Origin of the sequence: Photobacterium chitinilyticum (genome assembly GCF_004104355.1) — a bacterium.
In the GTDB taxonomy this organism is placed as follows: domain Bacteria; phylum Pseudomonadota; class Gammaproteobacteria; order Enterobacterales; family Vibrionaceae; genus Photobacterium; species Photobacterium chitinilyticum.
The window spans coordinates 520,834-543,212 of the sequence record NZ_RJLM01000002.1 but is presented as its reverse complement, the minus strand read 5'-3'; the positions used below and the strand labels follow the sequence as shown (position 1 = coordinate 543,212).

General features: G+C 49.6%; 16 protein-coding genes. All 16 read right to left on the bottom strand.

Translation table 11 applies throughout. The annotated features are described in order from the left end of the window. Nucleotides 1-15 precede the first annotated feature (15 nt). Nucleotides 16-3,471 carry a type VI secretion system membrane subunit TssM gene (gene tssM, locus EDI28_RS08490; RefSeq protein WP_199287394.1) on the bottom strand — a complete coding sequence of 1,152 codons (3,456 nt, stop codon included), beginning with the start codon at nt 3,469-3,471 and terminating at the stop codon, nt 16-18. 5 nt (nt 3,472-3,476) lie between these two features. Beyond that, on the bottom strand, nt 3,477-4,622 hold the full coding sequence (gene icmH, locus EDI28_RS08485; RefSeq protein WP_128783410.1) for a type IVB secretion system protein IcmH/DotU: 1,146 nt from the start codon (nt 4,620-4,622) through the stop codon (nt 3,477-3,479). A gap of 11 nt (nt 4,623-4,633) precedes the next feature. Further along, nucleotides 4,634-5,956 (bottom strand): type VI secretion system baseplate subunit TssK, encoded by a 1,323-nt coding sequence (tssK, locus tag EDI28_RS08480; protein ID WP_128783409.1) that lies wholly within the window; start codon nt 5,954-5,956, stop codon nt 4,634-4,636. Nucleotides 5,957-5,962: 6 nt separating this feature from the next. Then, complete coding sequence (tssJ, locus tag EDI28_RS08475) at nt 5,963-6,436, bottom strand: type VI secretion system lipoprotein TssJ (RefSeq protein WP_128783408.1); 474 nt, start codon at nt 6,434-6,436, stop codon at nt 5,963-5,965. Between the two features lies 1 nt (nt 6,437). Further along, nucleotides 6,438-7,451 (bottom strand): type VI secretion system-associated FHA domain protein, encoded by a 1,014-nt coding sequence (locus tag EDI28_RS08470; protein WP_128783407.1) that lies wholly within the window; start codon nt 7,449-7,451, stop codon nt 6,438-6,440. A 1-nt stretch (nt 7,452) separates the two neighbouring features. Next, entirely contained in the window at nt 7,453-8,184 is a 732-nt protein-coding gene (locus EDI28_RS08465) for a transporter substrate-binding domain-containing protein (protein WP_233353318.1), read from the bottom strand. Further along, nucleotides 8,181-9,338 carry an ABC transporter substrate binding protein gene (locus tag EDI28_RS08460; protein ID WP_128783406.1) on the bottom strand — a complete coding sequence of 386 codons (1,158 nt, stop codon included), beginning with the start codon at nt 9,336-9,338 and terminating at the stop codon, nt 8,181-8,183. Before EDI28_RS08460 ends, EDI28_RS08465 begins: the two co-directional genes overlap by 4 nt. After that, nucleotides 9,335-11,548: an MFS transporter gene (locus EDI28_RS08455; protein WP_233353317.1), complete on the bottom strand. Its 2,214-nt coding sequence runs from the start codon at nt 11,546-11,548 to the stop codon at nt 9,335-9,337. The genes EDI28_RS08460 and EDI28_RS08455 overlap by 4 nt, the downstream gene beginning before the upstream one ends. An 8-nt stretch (nt 11,549-11,556) precedes the next feature. Continuing rightward, a complete protein-coding gene (locus EDI28_RS08450; protein WP_128783405.1) occupies nt 11,557-12,711 on the bottom strand; it encodes a D-alanine--D-alanine ligase family protein in 1,155 nt (384 codons plus the stop codon). A 143-nt stretch (nt 12,712-12,854) separates the two neighbouring features. Beyond that, a complete protein-coding gene (locus EDI28_RS08445; RefSeq protein ID WP_128783404.1) occupies nt 12,855-13,925 on the bottom strand; it encodes a hypothetical protein in 1,071 nt (356 codons plus the stop codon). Nucleotides 13,926-13,955: 30 nt separating this feature from the next. Further along, nucleotides 13,956-15,116: a hypothetical protein gene (locus tag EDI28_RS08440; RefSeq protein WP_128783403.1), complete on the bottom strand. Its 1,161-nt coding sequence runs from the start codon at nt 15,114-15,116 to the stop codon at nt 13,956-13,958. Between the two features lie 72 nt (nt 15,117-15,188). Further along, a complete protein-coding gene (gene tssH / locus EDI28_RS08435) occupies nt 15,189-17,801 on the bottom strand; it encodes a type VI secretion system ATPase TssH (protein ID WP_128783402.1) in 2,613 nt (870 codons plus the stop codon). A gap of 15 nt (nt 17,802-17,816) precedes the next feature. Further along, complete coding sequence (locus tag EDI28_RS08430; RefSeq protein ID WP_128783401.1) at nt 17,817-18,794, bottom strand: type VI secretion system baseplate subunit TssG; 978 nt, start codon at nt 18,792-18,794, stop codon at nt 17,817-17,819. Next, nucleotides 18,776-20,560: a type VI secretion system baseplate subunit TssF gene (gene tssF, locus EDI28_RS08425; RefSeq protein WP_128783400.1), complete on the bottom strand. Its 1,785-nt coding sequence runs from the start codon at nt 20,558-20,560 to the stop codon at nt 18,776-18,778. The genes EDI28_RS08430 and tssF overlap by 19 nt, the downstream gene beginning before the upstream one ends. Then, the gene (gene tssE / locus EDI28_RS08420) at nt 20,553-20,975 is read right to left on the bottom strand and encodes a type VI secretion system baseplate subunit TssE (RefSeq protein ID WP_128783399.1); all 423 of its coding nucleotides are present in this window, start codon (nt 20,973-20,975) and stop codon (nt 20,553-20,555) included. The genes tssF and tssE overlap by 8 nt, the downstream gene beginning before the upstream one ends. After that, the gene (locus tag EDI28_RS08415) at nt 20,972-22,345 is read right to left on the bottom strand and encodes a type VI secretion system contractile sheath domain-containing protein (protein ID WP_128783398.1); all 1,374 of its coding nucleotides are present in this window, start codon (nt 22,343-22,345) and stop codon (nt 20,972-20,974) included. Before EDI28_RS08415 ends, tssE begins: the two co-directional genes overlap by 4 nt. Nucleotides 22,346-22,379 lie beyond the last annotated feature (34 nt).

Below are 22,379 nucleotides of genomic sequence, written 5' to 3'. Positions count from 1 at the left end.
GTTCCGCCCCCAGCGCTATAGCGCTGAAGGCAGGTTAAAGCTAGTTAATAACCCTTTGGTTAACGGCAAGTTGCTGTCTTTCAGCGAGTACTTCAAGACCACCTCTTCATCGCCAAGTTTGTAGAGCAGGTTACGAACTCTCCGGTCGCCCGTTGCACTGGAACGGCCGTCAAACAGCATCCTAAATAGCGCCCACTGTCCGGAGTAGGACTGGCTGGCAATACGGTTTTCGCCCTTGTAGAAATTGGCAGATATATAGCCGTCTCTCCCGGCAGAAGGCCACACGATGTCCTGCCACAATCTCGGACCATGACGGTAAGAGAACACGCCTTCCGTTTCCCGAATATCAAATTTAGTTGTCGTCGTACTCATCGAACTGGCTTTCAGGCGCAGTTGCAATGCCAGTTCCTCCCCGGTCGGGCCAAAGAACAGCTCCCGGATCTCTTTAGCTCGCTTGATTTGCTTTAAGGTCAATGCGCGTAGCGGTAACTTTTCACCATCAACTTCTGCCAGCTTAAGGGTGCCATTGTCCCAGTAAGCAAATGGCTGAAGCTCTGTAGTGATAAACTTGTCAATCCGTCCCTGCGGCTTAAACATGGTCGCAAAATCATCAATCGCCACCTCGCCACGGCCTTGTAAAGCAAAAGGGAAACGCCCTTCAATAGCCCGACGGTAGAACACATACACCTGCTCCTGCCACTGGGTATTGAGGTAACCTACACCACCAGTAACAACCCGCTTCCAGGTTTGCTTACTCAGTTCAGTCACCCAGGACGAAATCTGGCGAGGAGCACGGCTGGATTGACGGCGCAGTGTCACTAGAGGATCCTGGCTACCTGCAGCATGTGCCTTGGCATAACCATATAAAGCTTTACCGGGATCGCTGCTGGTCAAAGCAGAATCAAGGTAGGTATTGAGGTTATCAAGTTCTACTAACAGTTCATCAACTGGGGCACTCTGGCCTTGGGTCGCCATAAACGTAGCGTAACTGTTGAATGCATCGTTAACGACAAAAGACGGCTGCAATCGAACCAGTTTATCACCCGCAATACGGTTAACTTTATCGATCTTTTTAAGGACTTTCGCCGTCTTCTTCAGACCCAGCTGTCTGGCTGCCTTGGTATTACCCTTGGTATCAGCATCATTTTCCGTTGCCAGTGTGGTGTTAATCACCACTGCATCAAGCACATCAATCAGCGGGCTGTTGGCAGGGTCCCGGACAGTTTGTACCGCATAAGCCAGATCCGCCATGCTGTCGAAGTCTTTAATCTCAATGTGTTTGATCAGTTCTTTCCACTGATAAACATAATCAGAATAATAGAGCCGCTGCACTTTCTTGCTTAGTTTCGTCAGCTCGGCAACCGATGCGCCGGACATATCTCCCTGAATTGACTTGAACTCTTCAAGCTGCTTTTTCAAGAGCGACGACTTAACGGATAAATCGATTTTTGCATGGCCCTGCCGGGTATAAAGCTCTGGAAGCAGATAACCATGGAAACCGGACTTGAAGCGGAACATCGAAGAGAACTTATCTCCTAGCTGACGGCGCACATCCACTCGGTTGCGGTATTCAGGTAATGATTTAACCCGGGCATAGATCAGACGCTCCGGAGATAAGCCTTCCAGATTCTGTACCGCGACAGAAATCAGCTCTTCATTAGGATCCAGAGCACGGCTATAGTCACTGCTGAACAAGTCTGTCATCAAGAAGCTGAGCTGATTAATGCTATCAGCCGAAATATCACCCTGATCGTTTAAGGTATCAACCAGATAGCCTATCATCTCGTCCTGATCCAGGCGCTTGGCATCAAACAGCATCTGATAATAACGTAGTAGCTCAAACACCTTGCTCGGATTGCCCAGGTTAACGTAGACATACAATTCACTGCTCAGCAGGTCGGCAATTTGCGGCAACAGGAACAGCTGCAACTGCTGCTGGTACACATGCTGGATCTGCTCGGCAGTATCTTCTTGCTTAATGCTGACTTTCTGATACCAAGGCAAAGGTTGGGCCCCTTGCTGATCCACTTCTCGCAATTCATTCAAAACCGGGATCAGTTCTGCCAAGCCCGAATGATCTTCCTGTAACCTGTTAACATCCTTGCGGTATAAGCTCAGCTCGGTAATGGCTTTGCTCCTGAACGCTTCGTCATAGTTCCAGTTATCCTGTAACTGCAGACCAAAGGCGGCAACGATGCCCACTAAGCCACAAACAAAAGCACTGCGGGCCGCGAGGTAGCCATAATGGCGTTGGGTATTAACCCCGACGATGTCGGCTTCAGGCAAGATTACATGGCTGAAGATCCGGCTCGAAAACAGGTTTTTGCGCCCCTGAGGCTGAGATTGAGTAATGTCAGCATTAAATGCCGCCTTTTCCGCTACCAACTGGGTGAGAAGATCATAACTGGTTCCCTTCTGCCCTGTGGTCACGAGATACATGCCCCGTATCCAGACAGCCTGGCGAACCCGGTTTTCCCGTCCGAGATTGGTCAGCAGCTCATTGGCACGCTCAAAGAACACCGACAACTGGTACGGCAGCGCAATAACAGAGTCCATCTCGTCCTTACGCGCTTCACGCATTAGCTGGAATTGCTGCTGCACTAGGTTCTTCAGGATATCCTGACAGGATCTATCAAGTTTACGGGGCTCAAAGTGATGTTTCTCATCAATGGTGAAAGTCACACCAAACGGGTTGTCGACATCACAACCGGAATAACTGGCAAAGAAATTCACAAAGTCAGAAATCGTATCGGCTTTGGTGAAGACGGGGTAGACAGGCAATGTCAGCCCTGTCTGTTCACCCAACTGAAGGATCGCCTCCTGAAGATTCGTACTCAGAATATGGCGGGCTTTCTTATCGCACTGTAAAAACTGCTCACAACCAATAGCGGAGATCACTCCGTTTATCGCTTGGCGCGGACGGTACTTCAGCAGCTGCTTGGTCAGTTCTCGCCACAAACCTTCATCAATGCCTTCACTGTCGAACAGGCGATGGCCGACTTCAATAACAACGGCATTGTCGTTACTCCAGAACCGGATATATTGGTCGGTATCACTTTCATCGATAGCACGGTGTAGAACCGGTTCTAGGTTATTTTGCTGCAGCAGGCTGCTTTTGGCGTCATTTTCACCGCCAATAAGCACATACCATGGCAGATCATATAAGCTTTTCAGCTTATTGCCACGAACGCCACGCAGTTGTTTAACCGCAGCTTTAAATAGCTGGCGAATGATTCTGACATCCTGCCTAAACAGGATGGACTGCTCGTGCTGTTGATCTTTCTCCTTAGAACGCTCCGGGCGGTAACAAAAGAACAGCGCCAGTAACGCCGCAACCAAAATTCCCACCAAAGTAATCGGCTTAAGCAGAGAATCTGATTCCGGGTCAACAGGTATCCATAGCCACGCTGCTCCAAAGCAAGCAAGCAGAACTATCGACAGCAAAAGTAATGGTTTATTTAATTTCATCATTTTCATTATTGTTGTCTATTCCGACGTACGGATGCATTCAGGCCAAAGCGAACATTAAGCTCATTTTTCAGTAATTTGGCTTTGGTCATATCAGCCTGATCCGGCACGATAAGTTCGGTGCCACCGTCAACATCATTAAGCGTGACGGAGTAACCCGCCGCCCTCAGATCTTTTGCAAGCCGCTCGCCATCCGCCCGCTCGGCAAAACCGGCCAGCAGGATCTCCCAACCAGCAGTAGGTGAAACTGTAGTTTCAGGCTGCGGTACCTGTTCTTTGGCAGTACTGACCAGCCCCAGATCTTCATCGGTGCTGACATAAACCAAATCTTGATTTTGGGTGGCATGGCCAAACCCATCCATTTTGAGCGAGCTGAACGCCAACAGCGTTGCTTCACTGCGGTTTTGATACCAATACTCTGAGAAGAAGTACGCGCCAAGAAGTACCGACAGAGTGATAAGCAATAACTTGGTCGAGCTGAGGAAACACCATGGCTTTTGCACCTCCGGCAACTCCGGTGTTTTAGGAACTTGCAGTGCTGACTCTTCGCGGTAATAGCGGATAATCGTGTACAGCTCAGACTTAAGCTCATTAATTTTCTGGCGTTCTGCATGGCGATACTTGCCAAGAAAGCCCAGCATAATCAGCACATATTGCAGCTCAAGAAAATCTACCAGCTTAGCTGGCTGGCGACGAGCCTGATCAAGCAGGCTGAAAAAGACTTCGCCACCATCACGCTGGTTAAATACCTTGCTCAGCAGAGAATGGTTTTCCCAACGCGATTTTTCCCCCCAACTGGTATAGAGGATAGTTTCGTCAAATGCCGCACATAGCACAAAGCAACTTTTTTCGATCACACTCGGGTGGTAATCCAAAAACAGCCCATGCCGTTTAAAATCGGCAATACCATCTAACAACTGCTGGCGGAAACCATCGATATCAAGCGGTGATCCCTGACGCGGCAAACTCACCAGCAATGCAAGTAGTCCGCTGCCCGCATTAAGTAACGGGTTATCATAGATCGCCAACTGTTCAATAAGCTTTTCGGTACCACTTAAGTCAAGTGTCGCAACTTGAGCTTCCTGCCTGGCATTTCGAATAGGCTCTGAGCGGCGGATCGCGATCGTCTCTTGTTCATTGAATAATGAAGTCATGGACTTAATTCCTAGCGAATCACAAAAAATTCAATATCAACATCACCGATACGGCTGTCGATATGCAGTGCGATAGGTTCATCTTTCTGAATCAGCTCTCGCCATAACGGAGACTGGGTATCAACTTCAAAATACGCAGCATCACTGCGCGCTTTTAGCTCAGAAGGCGGAACCGGAAGAGTACGTAGCGATACGCCGGAAAGCGCATTACGGACAAGATCGGCAATGGTACTGTTGCCAGCCAATTTACTGGCCAACGGGAACTGCTCGCTAAGTTTGACTGAACCCAGGGCTGAGGACACTACCAACACAAAGCGTCCACCATTAAACAGGGCACGATCCTGAACCAGGGTACGCAGCAGGCGGCGTTTCTCAAACAGGCTTGAATCCCACACCAGTGTGGTCAGGCTGTCGAGCTGTACCTCACGAAGCAAGATCCGGATATCCGAAAACAAACCGGCAAACAATGAGTAAAGGCGGCTATGGTCCCAGCGCCCGTACTCCTGCGGCATCTTCCCTTCCAGTCCCTGCATTTCACCAACAATTTTCAGGCATTCATAGTAAATGTCCTGCGGGGCAATCGTGCCGGTGTCGAGCCAGGTCTTAACCGTTGGCAGCCAGCGTCCCAGAGCTTGCAGCCACAAGTAATCGCGGATCAGGGCCTGGTGGCTTTTGCTGGCTGATTCAACCTGCAGGCGTTGAGAAATACTGCGCGCTCGGTATTGCATCTGGGCATAAATATCATTGACGTTATCCTGCAGGTAATCAGATACCGTAAAATGCAGACACACAGGAATGAACGCTTTGTTCAGTACGACCTCACCATCAGCCTTATGCTCAGTCACATGGGCAATAGGGATCACGGTATAATCCTGCAGATCATCCCCTTCCAGCTTTAGCTCAATGTTCAGCTCGGCCAGTTCAAGCTGGAGGGCTTCGCTATGATCCCGGCTGGTATCAAACACATTATGATCAAGGCGGTGATAACGGCGGTGCTTATCTTGCGGACTACCGATATCAACCACACCCGTACGGTAAATAGGCAATGCCAGATAGACCAGTTTGTCATTGGTGCCAGACGGCACCTCCAGCGCCAGGCCATTTTGTACATCAAATGGCGTTCCGTCGGGGAATAGCCCTTTTGCCCGCTTAATTCCCACTTTCCCGATATTGTTCAACGCCACGTCGAGCTCTAGTTCCGCCAGACCAAAACGGTTGGGAATCATCAGATCACGGTAGTTTTTTACGAACCCTTCTAGGTAGCGCTCCTGCTGCTGGAAGTGCTGCGGACTAAGGAACATACCTTCAGACCAAACAACTTTTTTCTTATCCATTTTTGGTTAGTCCTCTTGACCGGTAATACTTATATTGACGCCATCAACCTTGACCTCAACCATGGCTGGCAACCCAGGCTGAATCTGCAAAATCACTTTATTCTTGGCTTCGCGAAAATCCGCAAATGCCGCCACAATAGCGATGTATTCCGTCTCGGCAATCAATGGAATGGCCACTTGGCGCTCTTCGCTGGGTAGCACGCTGTCGAGATTTCGCTTTGATAACAAACCAGCTTTCAGCACCCCTTGATCATCGCTATAGAGATCAATAAAGCTCGCCTGGTTAAAAGCTTCACTGTCCTGAAGCTGATAAATACGGACTTCCAGCGGTGAAGCCAGTCCATCAATATTGGGGTTGATATTGTTGGCAGCCTCGATATTGACGATCACCTGTAGTGGTGAGGCGTCTTTCCAAAACGTTAAGTAGCTGCATCCGCTGAGCAAGAAAACGCTAAGGAGTGTAAAAAGCTTTTTTGCCATATCACTTTTCTCCTAGAGATTGTTTGATGCGTAAGCTCTCGCTGAAATACGCTTTGAATTTTAACTGCCACTCTTGGTTATCCTGCTGACGTAGGAAATAACGTTTGTACATTTCCCAGTAATCCGGCTTGCGACTGAACAAACCTGGCTGTACCAAATCAGTAAACATCGCTTCGAGGTGCGTTGGAGCCATTTCTTCCATTAGCCTGCCAAGTGCCATTTCGGCAGCCTGGGTCATAATTTCTTGTTGTCTGGCCTGCATGACTAGGATCTGCTGGGGATCCAGCCCGACTGACGGTAAGGCCGTGCGTTCGCCATGGGCAGGACGGTGGATCAGTGAATGGCTCTGGGCCTGCGGGATCCCACTAGCAAGCGGCACAGAAGCCAGCAGCTCAGATTGCTCGCCAGAAAATGGATCATCGTCGAAGCTGTCATCATTGAATCTATCGATATGAACCGGTGCTACCGTCGGCAACACGTCCGGCTCCTGATCGGCAAAAGGGTCAAGCTCAACATTCGCCGACATCGACGAGTCAGCAAACGCGGTGAATGACAACTCCGGCTCCCGACGATCCGCTTCTGGTTGTACAGACAGTTCCTGCACCGGGAGTTCACTGCCGAAAGGATCATCCGCCCAATCCCCCAATGACGGCGACTCCGTTGCAAAAGAGGGTTTGACCGCAGCCCGTTCCGGTACAAAACAAGACACCATCAAGCGGTACTGACCAAGATCCAGTACATCCCCATCATTGAGGCTTGACGTATTATTTTTGCCCAACGGCTGAGTATTACCATTGATAAAGAGTCCGTTGGTACTGACATCCATTACCTGGTAACCACGACTGCCACGATTGATAATCGCATGGGTGCCCGAGATAGCTCGCGACGCATCAGACAATTGCATCGTGGTACCGTAAGAGCGCCCGAGACTGCCGCCCTCTTCAGGGAAATTCTTGTTCCATTCAGAAATTGGTTCTCCATCAGGAGAGCTTATTATTCTTAATGACAACGGCATATTACCTCTCCTTACACTGACCAATTGCTTGATTAAATTCACCGACAAACAACGGGTATTGCTTGGTAAATTTCTTTGAAAAATACACCCCGAGAGGCTTTTCCTTGACGACATTACGGGTGATCGCCCGATGGCTAATCCCCATACTTTCAATCGCGTCTTTCATTACAAAATCATTGGCGAGTACTGCCCCGACTTCCCCAGCAAGCAACAGCTCAATCAGCGTGGTGGGTTGGCGCGGTTTTTTCTCCACCCGGTAACCCGACTTGTGCAGCCAAAACCACTTGTTCGAACCGAAGATTGCTGTAACAGCAACTTCTTCTTTAAACATTACGCTTTCTGTATCAATCGAATCGGACAAACTAAACCAACTCCATACCTGGCTGAGCACCGGCAGTGAATAATCGGCATATTTATCACGAATCGCATTTTGGGACGCCAGGAAAAAACCATGGTGCTCACCCACTTCAACCAGGATCTGTGCCCGGTCCCAATCAGTCATCGTGATCTGATACGGTTGCTGCATCACTTTCATAATGCACTTGAGCTTTTCAATACCCGGTCCTTTCATCTGGCCATCTTGCTGATATTGATAAGGACGCCACTCCTGGGTAACAAGTAGTAACCGCTCGGGGCGCACTTCACTGTGGACACTAAAGCTGACGCAAGATGCCCACAAAACAGCCAAAGCAAACTGAAACCGTCGAGTTTTAAAAAACATCGCTAAACTCATTGTTGCTCCTGCATCGATTTACCTTTCGAACGAATAACGTTGCCATTCATGCCGTATACATCACTCGCCATCTCCATAAGTACAAACGGAATTTGTTGTTCGATCCGCCGAGCCTGCTCAAAACTAATCGCGATATCCGGTGGAGAAATATGCCCCACCGGCAAGTCGCCAGGCTTAACTTCGCCACGCAAAATCTTCAACCCGTATAAGCCAGCCTGGTGGGCATTATTGACAAAACTCACCCCAAACGACATCAGAGCACTGTCCGGGCCACTTTTTACCACATCGGGCACGGCAGAAATCACTGCCAAACCACCGGAATAGCGGTTAATTTCAGTCATTCGGGACAGCAGGCTTGAACTGCCAGTCAGCCACAATAAGCTATTATCTAAGGTAGGATCGGTCAGGCGCATGGTGCGTACTGCCTTGGTCATCGCAACCTCTAGCTCAAACAACGGCTGCTCTTCATCAACCACGATTGGCACAATCTTCACCCCACTCTTCTCGGCGAGTTTTTTCAGCGGCAAATATTGTGTGGTGTAGGCACTTTTATTCTTCCTCGCGTAGAGCACACCAATTTGCTTTAACGATGGGTTAAAACGCCTCATAAATACCAGCGTCACCTCGGCAGGCAGATTCAGTGATGTAAACGCAAAATTATCGCCCGATCCCTGATCGCTATCGATAAGGCCTAACAGCACCGGGTCTTTTGCATTAACAGAAACAACAGCAACCTTCCCACCTTTGTAGACATTGCGAACAGCCACCGTCGCTTTCGATCCAACGGTGTAAATCAGGTGAGTGTTACCCTCCGCCTCCTTGAGCATTTGCAATAATAACTGTTGCCCATCGCTACCGGTTTGTGTAGCAGGCAGTTTGCGCACCACTATACGGGCCAATGGTAGTTCACGGCTATAGATACCAAGCAAGGTCTCAAGTGCAATATCATAGGATTTAGCCTGACGAGACACTATCACCAAAATTTTCGGCTCGGATTTCACCGGCAGAAACTCGACGCTATCCTGGCTGCTCTTAGTCTGCCAGTGGCTGCCGGATACAGGCTTCAGCTCATCCCCCAACCAGGTCGGCCACTGAGTATCAGCCCATAAGAACGAGCTCCACGTCAAAGTCATCAGTAATAGAAGCCGCATCATGATGACACCGCCTTAGCTGCACCTTGGCCGCAAATCGTAAACAGCACGCAAGCAGCAACAAAAAAACCAGCCAGCGCCAGCATGGCATGCTCCGCACCGAACCAGATCAACAACTGGCCAACAAGAACCGATCCCGACACATGGCCAAACCGCTCAAGAAAACGGTAGGTTGCCGCAATGACAGAGTCCGGTTCTTGGCTCTCAGCCATGCTAACTACCACGTGGGTAACCACAGGCGCATTGATCAGACCATGAGAAAAGCCCATCATCATCATCGCCAGCGTCATCACAACGACGGTCTGCCAGTTTTGCGGCATAGCCAACCCGATAGCCAGCAAAATCAAAGCAAGCCCGGCAATAAAATTACCCAGGCTCAATACTGTTTTACTGTTACCCAGTCGGTCAACCCAAGGGCCGACTTTATGGCTGACCAGCAGTACGATAGCTGCATATGACATCAGCACCTGACCTATACTTTCTTTGCTGACGCCCCGCTCAGCCAGCAGCAACGGCACCGCAAATGACACAATTCCGGTTAGTGCCGCTTTAGTTGGGATCCCCACCAGCAGCATAGTGCGGACAAAAGCAGGGATTTTAATCAATCGCCATGAATCCGCCATCATTGCCGATACCATATCTGCAACCGAGCCCTGTCGCTTCTGCCTTGCCCGCATTGACGGCAAAATCAAGCTAAACAGGCTCATGATCACCCCAATGCTTGCGGCAAGGGTAAAGGTACCTTTGTCACCCAGATAATCAGCCAACAGCGCACCAATTGCAGCCCCGGCTATAAAGCCTGCGTTAAAACAGAAAACGATGATCCCGGCAGCCTGAGTTTTATTGTCTTTATTACTGAACCGCAGGATATAACCCTGAACAGAAATAAAAATCAACGCCTGACCAACCCCGGAAGCCAAACGAGCCAACAAGATAGCTTCCAGTCCCATGTCCATCGCCAGCAACCCGCATCCAAGACTGGACAGCAATATACCGAACACCAACACACGCCGGATATCGTACATCTCAACCAGTCTCGCCGCAGGCAGGAGGGTCAGGGCAAAACCAAGGAAATAAAGAGTAAAGAAGAGTGATGATGCCCCAGCCCCTAGTCCGGCCGACTCCGCGACCGAGGTCATATACTGTGGCATGATCGGCGCCATCAACGCCTCCATTAACACCGCCCCGAGAAACAGGGGCTTGATCCGCTCCAATATCACATCACTGCGTTTTTGGTTGGCTTCACCGCTCAACAGGCGGATAAAGGCAAAACACACCAGACCACATGCGAAGAAGAGTACCGCAAAGTTTTTTAAAGTCCGGGCCAGCTGGGCAAGGACAATTTCGGCCTTATAGGTCAGGCGAACTTGTCCTGATGAAGAGCCGCCAATGACGTAATCGAGCATGCCTGTATCGGAGATAACCTCTGCCATCCCCTCTCCCTGCCAGCTAGCCGCCACCGGACGGTTCTCTTTAAACACCGCGATCTTCGACAGCTCCGGGTTGGTCTGACGGAAGTTATCAAGCATCAATTCGATACCGACCACCAGATCACGATCCACATCATGAACCAAGATCGGTGACAGGCGCTGACTGACCACATCAGCCAGCGACACCGCCTTGCTTTGCAAGCCATCGCGATACAGGCTACCGACCAGAAACATGACGCTGACAGACATTGCCAGAAACACCATCGTAAAACTGGTCAGATAAACCGCCCGCTTGCTGCTATTTAAGACGCTACCGATAAACACCGCCAGGAGCACCGCAATCAACCAGATAAACGGCTGAAAGTTTTCAGCCACCGTGGCTTCAACCATCTGATCGCTCAGAACGACTTCAAGTGTCCCCACCTGGGTAAACTTGTTGCTGAGCGGAATGGAAATCCGGTTGCCGTTCTCCGGCACATCACCATACAGGTAGAGCTGCTTCTGTCCTGATAACAGGCGCAAGCCAGTCACCGAGACATCAGCCTCAACAATCGGCTGCAAGACCTGACCTAACCCAGCAATATCTTCCAGCGACACCCCGGAGTTAAGCACCTGCTCAACGCCAAGGCGCGCAGCTTCGGTCTGCGCCATCACCGTATCGGTTGTCAACTGACGATAGCTTTTCAGTGCCTGGCCATAACCTACGACGAAAACCAACAACAGCGACAAGGTCACTACTGTCAGTCCGAGCATGAGCCTGATTCGATCTTTTACCGGTCTCACAGCGACTCCTAGGCCATTGCCAAACTGAAGAACTCTTCAGTAAAGCAATGCGCCAGTGTGGTAGAGCGATGCTTATGCAGATAAGCCAGACGGTTGAACACCAGTGACTGGATCAGATCGTGGTAGCCCATGCCTTCGCCCGCCAAATCGTGGCAAACGATGCTTAGCTTACTGCCTTCAGGGCGCTTGAGGTCCGGTTTCGGATTCGCCTCAAGCACAAAGAGCTTACCGCGCGAGTCCATTCTCAAGTCCACCCGCACAAGGGTGTGCAAGCCCATCTGATTGAATATCCTAGAGCCGATATCAGCCAGCGCGCTACGTAACTCAGGATCTTCTACTTTCAACAACCGATCACTGGTGATCGGTTTAACATCCATTGACGTGAAGATGGCTTCGTCATCCGCAAGTACCCGCTCAGTGATCGAAAATGAGAACGGCTGATCGCGCTCAACCAATACACCATCCTTGAAGACAGTCGGCCCGGCAACGGCGACCACAAATTCACGCCCAGACAAAAATGGTTCTATCATCACAGTGTTACTGGTCGCTTTTTGCACCAGTTCAACCATCTCGGCCAATTCGCCACGCTTGAATACCGGATGAACATGAATCGAGGCACGACCAGAAACCGGCTTGACAATAAATGCCTCACCAAACTCCTGTTCGATAAGATCAAGCATGACTCGCTTGGCATCATCATTAACGCTTTCACCATGACCAACAGTAACGAACGGCGCTGTCGGGATCCCGGCGGCATGGATCTCATGCTTAAACAGGTGCTTATTGTCCAATACCCCTGCGGTCATTGGTGAGTGCCCGACATACGGCACCCCCAGCATTTCCAACATTGACGGTAGGTGGCACATAGAATCAAAGCCTTGCAGACCTCCGCTATTAGTAATCACCAGATCTATACCAAGAGTTTTCAGCGCCTGAGGCAGCGCTAGATTTTCAGCCAGTACTTCTACATGCCGGAAACCAGACTCCCTCAGTGCATCAGCCATATCGCAAGCAACCGGCTGATACGTTTTGGTCGAACGCGGGCTCAAATTCTCATAGATATAACTATCCGATTGTGCCTTTTCCCCTCCGTGCACAACCGCAATTTTTAGTGAACTTCGTATCCATTGAAGCTGCTCTGTTGTAAATGGACTATTCTTCACTGCCGTATCCTAATAATTATTTCGACATTTATTTTTTTAATGCACTTTTATATCGAAATTAGATATGTTGTTTTTTCTACAACAATCTAACTATGGCTGTCTTATCAGCCACCTTTCATCTACTTTCGTATTGCCGATAACTATTATTTATAAAGAGCATCGGCATTAGCTCTAATAGCCAATTCTGTTTGTACTAACAACTCATCAAGAAATACCATGTGCGCACGGGTCTCAAAAGCGGTCTCTTCCATGACTTCGCACATAGAGGTAATTTTCTCAATATAGTGTTTACTCTCATGAAAGCTCATTGCTAAATCCATATTACATCGACTTAGTTGCGCTAACGCCGCAGCCGCTTCTGGACCACCAGGGACAGCCTGCGCACGAGCATACTGTGCGTTCATTTGCGCTTCACGGCTTTCCAACAGTGCAACAGACTGCTTCAATTTATACAGATTTCTCTGCAGTTTTGGTCCAAGCTCGGCAATATCTTTTGCTTTCCATTTTGCAATTTTGCGCTGTGCCTCCCGCGTGCCCATCTGCTGCTCAAGAACCGCCATATTGCCTGCTGCATAACCTTTTTTCTTTCGGGCTTTACGCGTTTCAAGGCCTTTATTTCCGAGATACTGAAGGCCACTGACAACTTTCTTGGTAATACCACCATCAGGAATAAGCCCCAGTGGGATCATTAGGATTTTAACTGGGTTTTTCTTGGCCACACGGAATTTATCATGCAGCTTTCGTCTGATTTTATGACCTCGATTTGCCTGATGCCTGTCAAAATCCGCTTTACTCTGATCCATAAACTCTTGGTCAGAATGGACATTCAATAAATAGCCCACACTATCAGCCGTTGATGCTTTTACCATGCTCGATGCGTGCATCTTCTGAGCAACAACGCGGCTGATCTTACTGGAAAACTTCTCTTTAACATTCTGAGCAATCTTGGTTCGCTCAAGCCTAGCCATACCGTGTTCATCAAGTAACGCCATCGGCTTTTTAATGATCTCGCCCAGCGGCGTAGAATCGACAATATTCGTCGTTAAATCAATTACATTACCCGCTAGATCAACACCATCTTTCAACTCGCGTTTACTTGGATCTTTCCCTGCAAAATCGCCGATCCCTTTACCTAGATCGAAAGCTTTACCGAAATTCTCATGCATAAAATAAACATCCTCAAATAAAAAAAATACAGCAATAACTGTTTTCAACTCATGTTAAAAACAGTTATAAAGTCAGAATCAAATAAGATTTAACTTGTCGACAATAACTAACCAGCCAGCAGGTTCACGCATCAGCTTATCTGCACGGAAATGTTCACCACCGACTTTCAACTTATGCCCTTTGACATTAACCAGAACTCTTTCTTTTTCTATCTGAGCTATCTGGGCAAAAAGCTCCCGAACCATATCCAGAGCAGGCGTTTCGGCTGCATATTCGTTCGTTGCCTGCTCGCCAAATAAACCAGCAATACCGTAATCATCATCCATCTCATAAAAAGCACGGTAATGCAGTATTTTGGCAGCCTTCTCGATATCAGCTTCCATATTCGACAAACGATAAGCCAGGGTTTGTCCATGAATAAAACCTGCCGCAGCAGTTGCACTACTGGTAATGACATTGCCCGGAATACAATCAGCCGCCAGCGCCGCTGACTGCGACTCTATTTTGAGCTTTTTGCAATCAATGATTAATTTGCAGAGCTTATATTCAATCGCCAGCCCTTTGCTTTTATATTGCTTGAGCTGCTCCTTAAACCGAACCAGGTGTGCAATAGTCTTGGCATCAGAGCGAGCATGGCGAGCAGCACCCAGAGCATTCACATGCGTTGCACTACTCAGCACACCGCCGGTAAACGAAACCGCATCGCCGGCAATCTTCTTGACCATTCTTTTCTTAAAATATGCCGCTGTTTTAGTATTTTCATATAACGCAGCATCTATCGGTGTAAGTAACGGGTTTGCCGGTAGCTCTTTAGGTTTTCTTTTGCCCGCCCACTCAACGATATTACAGATAACATCATGACCGAGCTTCACCGCACCGATAATGTTGCCATTAGTAAATTCAAGTCCACCGCCAGCCGTATAAATTCCGCCGCTGCCGGAAGCTAAGCTACCTAGGTCCTTGGTTGCATCAACCACATCTCCGACATAACCGACGATATCGCTACGCATATCCATAGTTACCTGACCCAGTAACTTTGCATCGTCTAAAGCTTGCTGTTTCGTATAACCAGCCTGCTTTGGAAGCTTCTTCTGGCGAGGTTTTAATTTTGCACCGCTGGCTTTGCCTTTCGGTGTGTATATTCCTTGAGTACCGACACCGGCAATACCCGCATTAGCCAGTATGCTGTCTCTGTCTCGTGCTTTTTCCAAGTCGTAACTTTTTTTTCTACCAAACATATCGTTACCCCCTACATCTTTACTTGAGCACAATTTTCAATTAGCCATTAAAGGCCTATCACAAGTACTGAACTATTCGATATCAAAGCTAACTTCACCAGCATGACAATAGATGCTTACAGCATTGATTGGCTGGCCGGCACTCAATCGAACAATGCACTGCGTCGCAAGCTCTGGCATCAGGGTTCGGTTAATGATCTGCTCGATGGCACGCGCTCCGGTCTCCGGAGAATGGTTCTGTGCTATCAAGTGCTCGATCAATTCCTCACCATACGAGAAACTTGCCCCATAATGACTACGCACACGTTTTTCGATACGACGAAGCGACAAGCGGGCAATTTTCGCCATTTCGTCATCATTGAGCGGGAAATAAGGCACTACCGTCGAGCGGCCGATAAAGGCCGGTTTAAAATACTGCTGCAATGCCGGGAATATCGTCTGGGTCAACGTCGGTATACACGGTCTTTCCTGCGCACAGGCGTCAACCACCGCACTATCCGCGGCGTTAGAGGTCATAATGATAATGGTATTTCTAAAATCGATATCGCGACCTTCACTATCAGAAATCGAGCCTTTATCGAATATTTGATAGAAAAGATCATGAACACCAGGGTGGGCCTTTTCCATTTCATCAAGCAATAACACTGAATAAGGATTTTTTCGCACTGCCTCAGTCAATACCCCACCTTTACCGTAGCCAACATAACCGGCAGGCGATCCCAGCAGCATTGAGATCTTGTGCTCTTCTTTGAACTCCGTCATGTTGATGGTGGTGATGTTTTTCTCGCCACCATACAGCAGATCAGTAAGGGCCAAAGCTGTTTCAGTTTTACCGACGCCACTAGGCCCACACATCAGGAACACGCCAATAGGTTTGCGCGGATCCGTCAGACCGGCACGAGACATACGGATCGCTTGAGAGATCTCCTGTATCGGTGCAATCTGTCCGATCACCCGCTCTCCGATTCGTTGTTCTAGCTGCAACAGACGTTCGACCTCGTCCTTGACCATATTGCCGACAGGGATCCCGGTCCACAGAGAAATTACCTGGGCGATGGTCTGGGTATCCACCTGCGGCATTACCAGGGGGGATTCACCTTGCAGCTCATACAATGCATCAAGCTTTACAGAAAGCTGCTGCTGCTCTGTACTCTCGCTTACATCATCACCAGCAAAATATCTCTCATCTATGATGCCCTGTAGCTCAGTGATCTCAGTAACCAGAGCCTTCTCCGCTTCCCAGCGCTGTTCCAGCTTTTCATATTCAGCCTCCAGCGAAGCAAGCTTTTTCTCCGCAGCTGCTAACTTGTCTGTACCGTTAGCCAACATGGCATGTTCGCGTTCTACTGCCGAAATCTCATTTTTGGCATAACGAATTTGCTCACCCAAACCATCAAGACGTTGAGGCAGCGCACTCTGGCTAAGTCCAATACGTGAGCAGGCGGTATCGAGTAAGCTGATCGCCTTGTCCGGCAATTGGCGCTCGGGAAGAAAGCGTACTGACAACTTAACCGCTGATTCAATTGCTTCTTCTAGTACCTTAACCCGGTGGTGTTTTTCCAGCCCTCGGGTCACGCCTCGCAGCATCTGGATCGCATCATCTTCACTCGGCTCGCCAACAGCGACCAGCTGGAAGCGGCGGGTCAGGGCTGCATCGGTTTCAAAGTACTGTTTATATTCCGCCCATGTCGTAGCGGCAATGGTGCGGAATTCACCACGAGCCAATGCCGGCTTCAACAGGTTGGCCGCATCGTTCTGACCAGCAGTACCACCCGCACCGATCAGGGTGTGTGCTTCATCGATAAAGACAATGATCGGGTGAGGAGACTGTTTGACCTCGGCCAGCACATCTTTCAGGCGGTTCTCAAACTCACCTTTTATACTCGCACCAGCTTGTAGCAAAGCCAGATCCAAAGTTCGCAATTCAACATTGGCTAACGACGGCGGAACATTGCCATCAACAATCTGCTGGGCCAAACCTTCTACAATCGCCGTTTTACCTACACCGGGATCACCAACCAGGATCGGGCTGTTCTGCCGACGACGGCAAAGAATATCGATAGATTTGCGGATCTCGGTATTCCGACCAGAAATAGGATCCAGTTCCCCGTTTCGCGCAGCTGCCGTCAGGTTGTGGGTGTACTTGTCCAACGCAACGGTGCTGGCCTCGCCCCCTGCCAGTACTTCGGCCGAGCCGATACTGGGTTCGGCATGCTGGCTTGGCAATTGCCTGGCAGCATTCGCTTTGAGAGATTCCGTCGAAAGGGTATTGAGCCAAGGGCTAAGATCACCATTATAACCGCCCTGTGCAGTCCGCTGTTTCAGGACCAGCAAGATATGATAGCCGTTGACTTCTCCGTGGCTGTGGTTAACTGATGCCAGCAGCCACGCGTCTTTCAATAGCTCCACCAACGTCGGAGACAAAGCCGGAGAACTATCATTCCCCCGAGACAGGCCGTTTAAATGGCGAGCGAGCAAATCCACGATCTGGTCGCGACCAATATTGCCCTGCTGCAATAATTCAACCCAGCCACTTTTAGGCTCGTTCAATAGCTGATTAAACCAATGCTCTTGTTCAATGCTAAAGTGAGTACGTGCCATACAATCGCCTGCGGCGGCTTCAAGTGCACTTTTTAATGGTAAGGCGAGCCGTTTTACCAGACTCTGTAATTCAACATTGATCATGCTGTGTCCTTGCTGTTATTTAAGTGGCATTACCACGTGTTCTCGGGTTATCTGCTTTGGGGCAAGCCAGGTCGATTGCGCCAGACGGATATCGGTGCTGCTTTCCGTACTCAGGCGAAGGCCGGGCAGGAACTTTCCATCAACTTTAATCATCAGTTTCAGCTTTAGATCGACCCCCATGTAATGTCGAACGAACGCATCTATCGCACTGACCAACTGGCGGTCATTCCGGATTTGGTTAAACTGGCGGTTGTTATTCGGTTTGATCATGATTTCCAGACGCTGGAATGCGGTGACGGCACTCTTACCAACCAGTGCACCAAAACCCAATTGATTGTTCTGTCCTTTTTTCCCCAGCTTAGTCACGCTACATGGCAACAAAGGGACATAATCAACATCGCCGTATTCAACATCAAATTCATACTCAAAATAGTCGGCCAGCAAATCTTTTAAGGTCTGCGGACAGGACAGTTTCATGCCTAGCAATCCCGAATACTGGATCAGATGATCCGAAGATAACGTTCTGTTGTTTCCGAGATCACCATTGAGATTAGCCAGCATCGTTGTCAGCGAAAGACTGTGACGATTCCAGCTAAAATGCTCTTCCTCAGCCTGAGCAACTAAGTCATTCTTTAGCTCCGCCTGACAGTGCAAGCGGTAATAGCGGTTATTAAAACCGTTCAGGAAATCAATCAGGGCATCGTTGCCCTGCTCGAATAATTCTTTGAGTGATTCACTGTAGCTATGGCGGGGCATGACACCCTGACTGCCCGACAATGCGGGTAGATCACAGGTAAACGCCCACTGACCAGCTACCGGGTTACTGACTTCAACAATATCTGCCTGTTGATAAGCCGGTAGCAGACTAGCCGAAAATGATACTGTCGGCCTTTTGCCCAAAACAGCGGCTTCATGCTTGACCAGCTGCATCGCACGGTGAAGATCGAATGTATAAGGCTGCTGGAGGAGCCGGATCAGAGCATGTTCTTGCATCCAGACCTCCTCGGAAAGACCTTGTGTTCCCCTTCCGTGCCTTCGAGCACGATCACGACCTGGGTAAAACTGTTAAAGCCGGCAAAAAATGCAAAAAAGCGATCGAGCAACTGGGATAACAATTCGATCCCGCCGCCGCCCAGAGCCTTGGTGCTAAGGGTGACACTGATACGGGTACCGTAAGCAAAGCAGCTCTTGCCAGAAATGCGGATCGGGGCGACCACCTGCTCCTGCTCAATCCCTTGGATAGCTGCGATATAAGCCATGTTTTGCGAACTTTCGGTATGGTTATACAGATTCAGCATCGCCTTGAGAGCCGCAACAGGATCGTCTGCTCCCAGCAGGGTGTGGTAGTTAAAATGAAGATGAGCCAGCAACGGCCAGGCATTTTGCTCCGCTGCTTTGATCCGAACTTGCTTGGTCGGACGACGCAACAATTGCAGCCGAGCAGGCAACGAAATGGAATCGCGGCAGCTTACCTCGCTGGAAATCGATAACTGACCGGCAACCGCACCGTCAGAGCACGTTGCCGAAACCAGCCAGGTTCGAGCTTCACTGTTAGCACTCAGATGTTCAATATCAGCCACCCGCAAACTACTGTACAGCGCGGTCTCGCTATGCCAATCCTGAACCAGCTGCCACCTAAGGCCGGTCTCTGCACCTTTGTATTTTTCACCATATAACGGTGGCACGGCGCAACTCTGTTGATCGGTCACATCAAGCACCTGATCAATAGCGAATAGCTGAAGCTGTTGCTGCCCCCCGGCATCCAGCACAATCGGGTACTGACTATGTCCAAAATCAACACTGAGCGGTTCTGCAGTCAACGACTGCAAGTTCACTATCGGGGTACAGAACAGATGGAAATTATCCGCGCCGAGGCTGCGCGACAAGTCAATCGCCATATCATCAAGAAACAGCTGGATCTTGATCTCATTGGTATGGGCGTAACGCAACGATTGAGCAAGATCCAACGCAACCACATGAAACCGTTCGGGGAAGGTGAAGAATTCGGTCAGCAACTTAAACCCGCCAAAACTGCGCGAGCTGTAAGGCAGCACCTGATGCTGACTTTCAAACCCCACAGGTTGCAACGCATCACTAGCCAGCGATACCCGCTGTTCGCCATACTGGACGCACACCTGCTTAACCCCGGCTAACAAATAATCGTATAACCGCAGTACTGACTGCGTCTCACCTCGCAGGAATAATTCCAGCGATGTCAGATCGAGATCGGAAAACAAAATACTCGGATCCGTGGTCCGAAGCTGAATTTCCAGCATCGCCTTGGCATGCTCGGCACCGGGCGGTTTCTCCACATCAAACGGTGCCATCGCCACATGGGCCGAACCAAGTTTGATCGGGTACAAGGTCACATCCTGACAGGTACGGAACACCGTGGGCTCAATATCAGCATCCGTGATCCCCAAATGGGTACCTTGCGGAATAAAATGCCGGGCACTGACCTCTTCAGACGGTTGCATCTTGAGGATACTGTATGACGGGATCGGACGCAGGTAGTGTGGAAATAACAACCGCAACAAACTATCTGTCAGTTGTGGAAACGAGTCATCCAGGCGCTGCTGCAGGCGAGCATTGAGTAACGCCACACTGTCAATCAAACGAGAGATTTGCGGATCATCGACACTGTCATCACTGATCCCCAGGGATTTAGCCGATCCCGGGTGACGACGGGCAAATTCACCCGCTTCCTGACGGATAAATGCCAGCTCTTGCTCGAAATAACTTAGTAATGACTCAGACAAGGTTCGTCTTCCTTACATCTAAACTGCTGGTGGTAAAATCAAGGCTAGAGTCGAACACCACCACTTCTTCACTAAACTTGCTGCTGATCAGGCCTTCAATCCGGAACTTGAGCTTGTTGGTTGCCACTGAATTTTCGTCCAGCTCGACAACAACCTCTTTCAGCCTCGGCTCAAATTGAACAATCAGCTGCTTAACATCATGGAGGATCACATCACTGCTGCTTTTACCCTGGCTACGCAACGAGCTCACCATGCCGAATGCAGCAATCGAGTCACGCACCTGCGGGCTCAGTTCCGTGTTCTGCCACATCGGAGCCCGTGCCGACAGCACAGCCGACAGGTTTTCAATAATGGCATCGCGAATATCATCGACATCCCCACGCCATTGACCTTTCAGTTTGGCCATCAAACTCATGGTGTTTCTCCCAGCTTGTCAGACGAAACATCAGTCATCAGCGTGATATGGGTGTCGAGCATTTCGTACTGATATTGCGGCTGCAACTTGATTTCGCAGCGATAGCGAGTGGAATCGTGGCGATCAGCAACAAAACGGACTTCTGCATGCTTGAGGGGGTAACGTGCCATAATCGACTCGTCACCATAGTCCACATTGCTGATATAAGTCTGTAACCACTTGTCCAGGTCACGCTGGCACGTTGCCGCGCTATCAAAGCTACCGACACGATCACGCATCTGGGCTTTGATGTAATGACCAAAACGACAGGCCATCAGATTGGTCTGCAGCATCCCGCTGGTTTTGCTGGCTTCGTTGGCCGGCTTCCATACCGATTGGTTGCTAAACAGCCCCAGCTGTCCACTAAGATAAATACTCGAAACCGGAACGAATCCCTGATCGGCCCAGAAACCATCACTTTCGCTGAAAATATCAATACGAGCTTTCAGTGGCGTGCAGACGCTGTCGTTTAAATCAATCAGCACCCCATGGTTGCCAGTCGCATCATGCGCCCTTAAAAAACCAAACCAGCTAATACGATCAAACTCACGGATCACATTCGCTGCCAATAAATAAGCGGCATTCCCCCACAACACACTGCTGTTGGTATTGGCTTCATTAAACACAAAGCCTGCCGGGTAATGCTGTCTCGGGGTGCGGATCCGGTATTGGGGCAAGACCAGATGCAAAAAACGACTTGAGTGGTGCTGTCGTAACAGCTGCCAGCTCTGTAAATCCTGACTGGTCAGAATACGGTTTATTCTGGCGTGGTCGTGTGCCAATCTGGCAGGGTCATCGCCAAAGAAATAGTTGTCAACGCCCAGTACCACCGGGCACAGCGAGCGCTCACCGAGCTCTGCCAGCAATTGCAGCGTATACAGATCATCGAAATCACAGCTCTCGTCCAAATCGGAATGAACATGATGATCAACCACCAGCAAGCCAAAAGGCTGGCCCCCTGCGGTATCGAGTTCCTTGGCGTAGATTTTTTTAAACAGTGCGCTGCGGCTGATTTCAAACGACTGGTTCAAGTCCGTCGATAACATGTTCCAGCTAAAATCAAGCAGCTTCACTTTAATCCGGCGGCTCGACACAGGAAGCTGAACTAAACTGTGCAACCCTGACCATGAGGCTTCAAGCCGCTTGAATTCTTCAGCTTGAATAACGGCAGAAAGTTGCTCGCTTAACAACTGGTCCAGCTGAGTGATCACCCTGCTCAGCAGGGCCTTAAATTGGCTTGCATCGTGCTGGCGGGCATGCTCAAACAACATTCGCCACAACCCTAGGTCATGTAAGACATTGGCGGATGATGTCGGATTGGTTACTGTCATAGATGCTCCGCTCGGGAGCCGAAGCTCCCGAGAA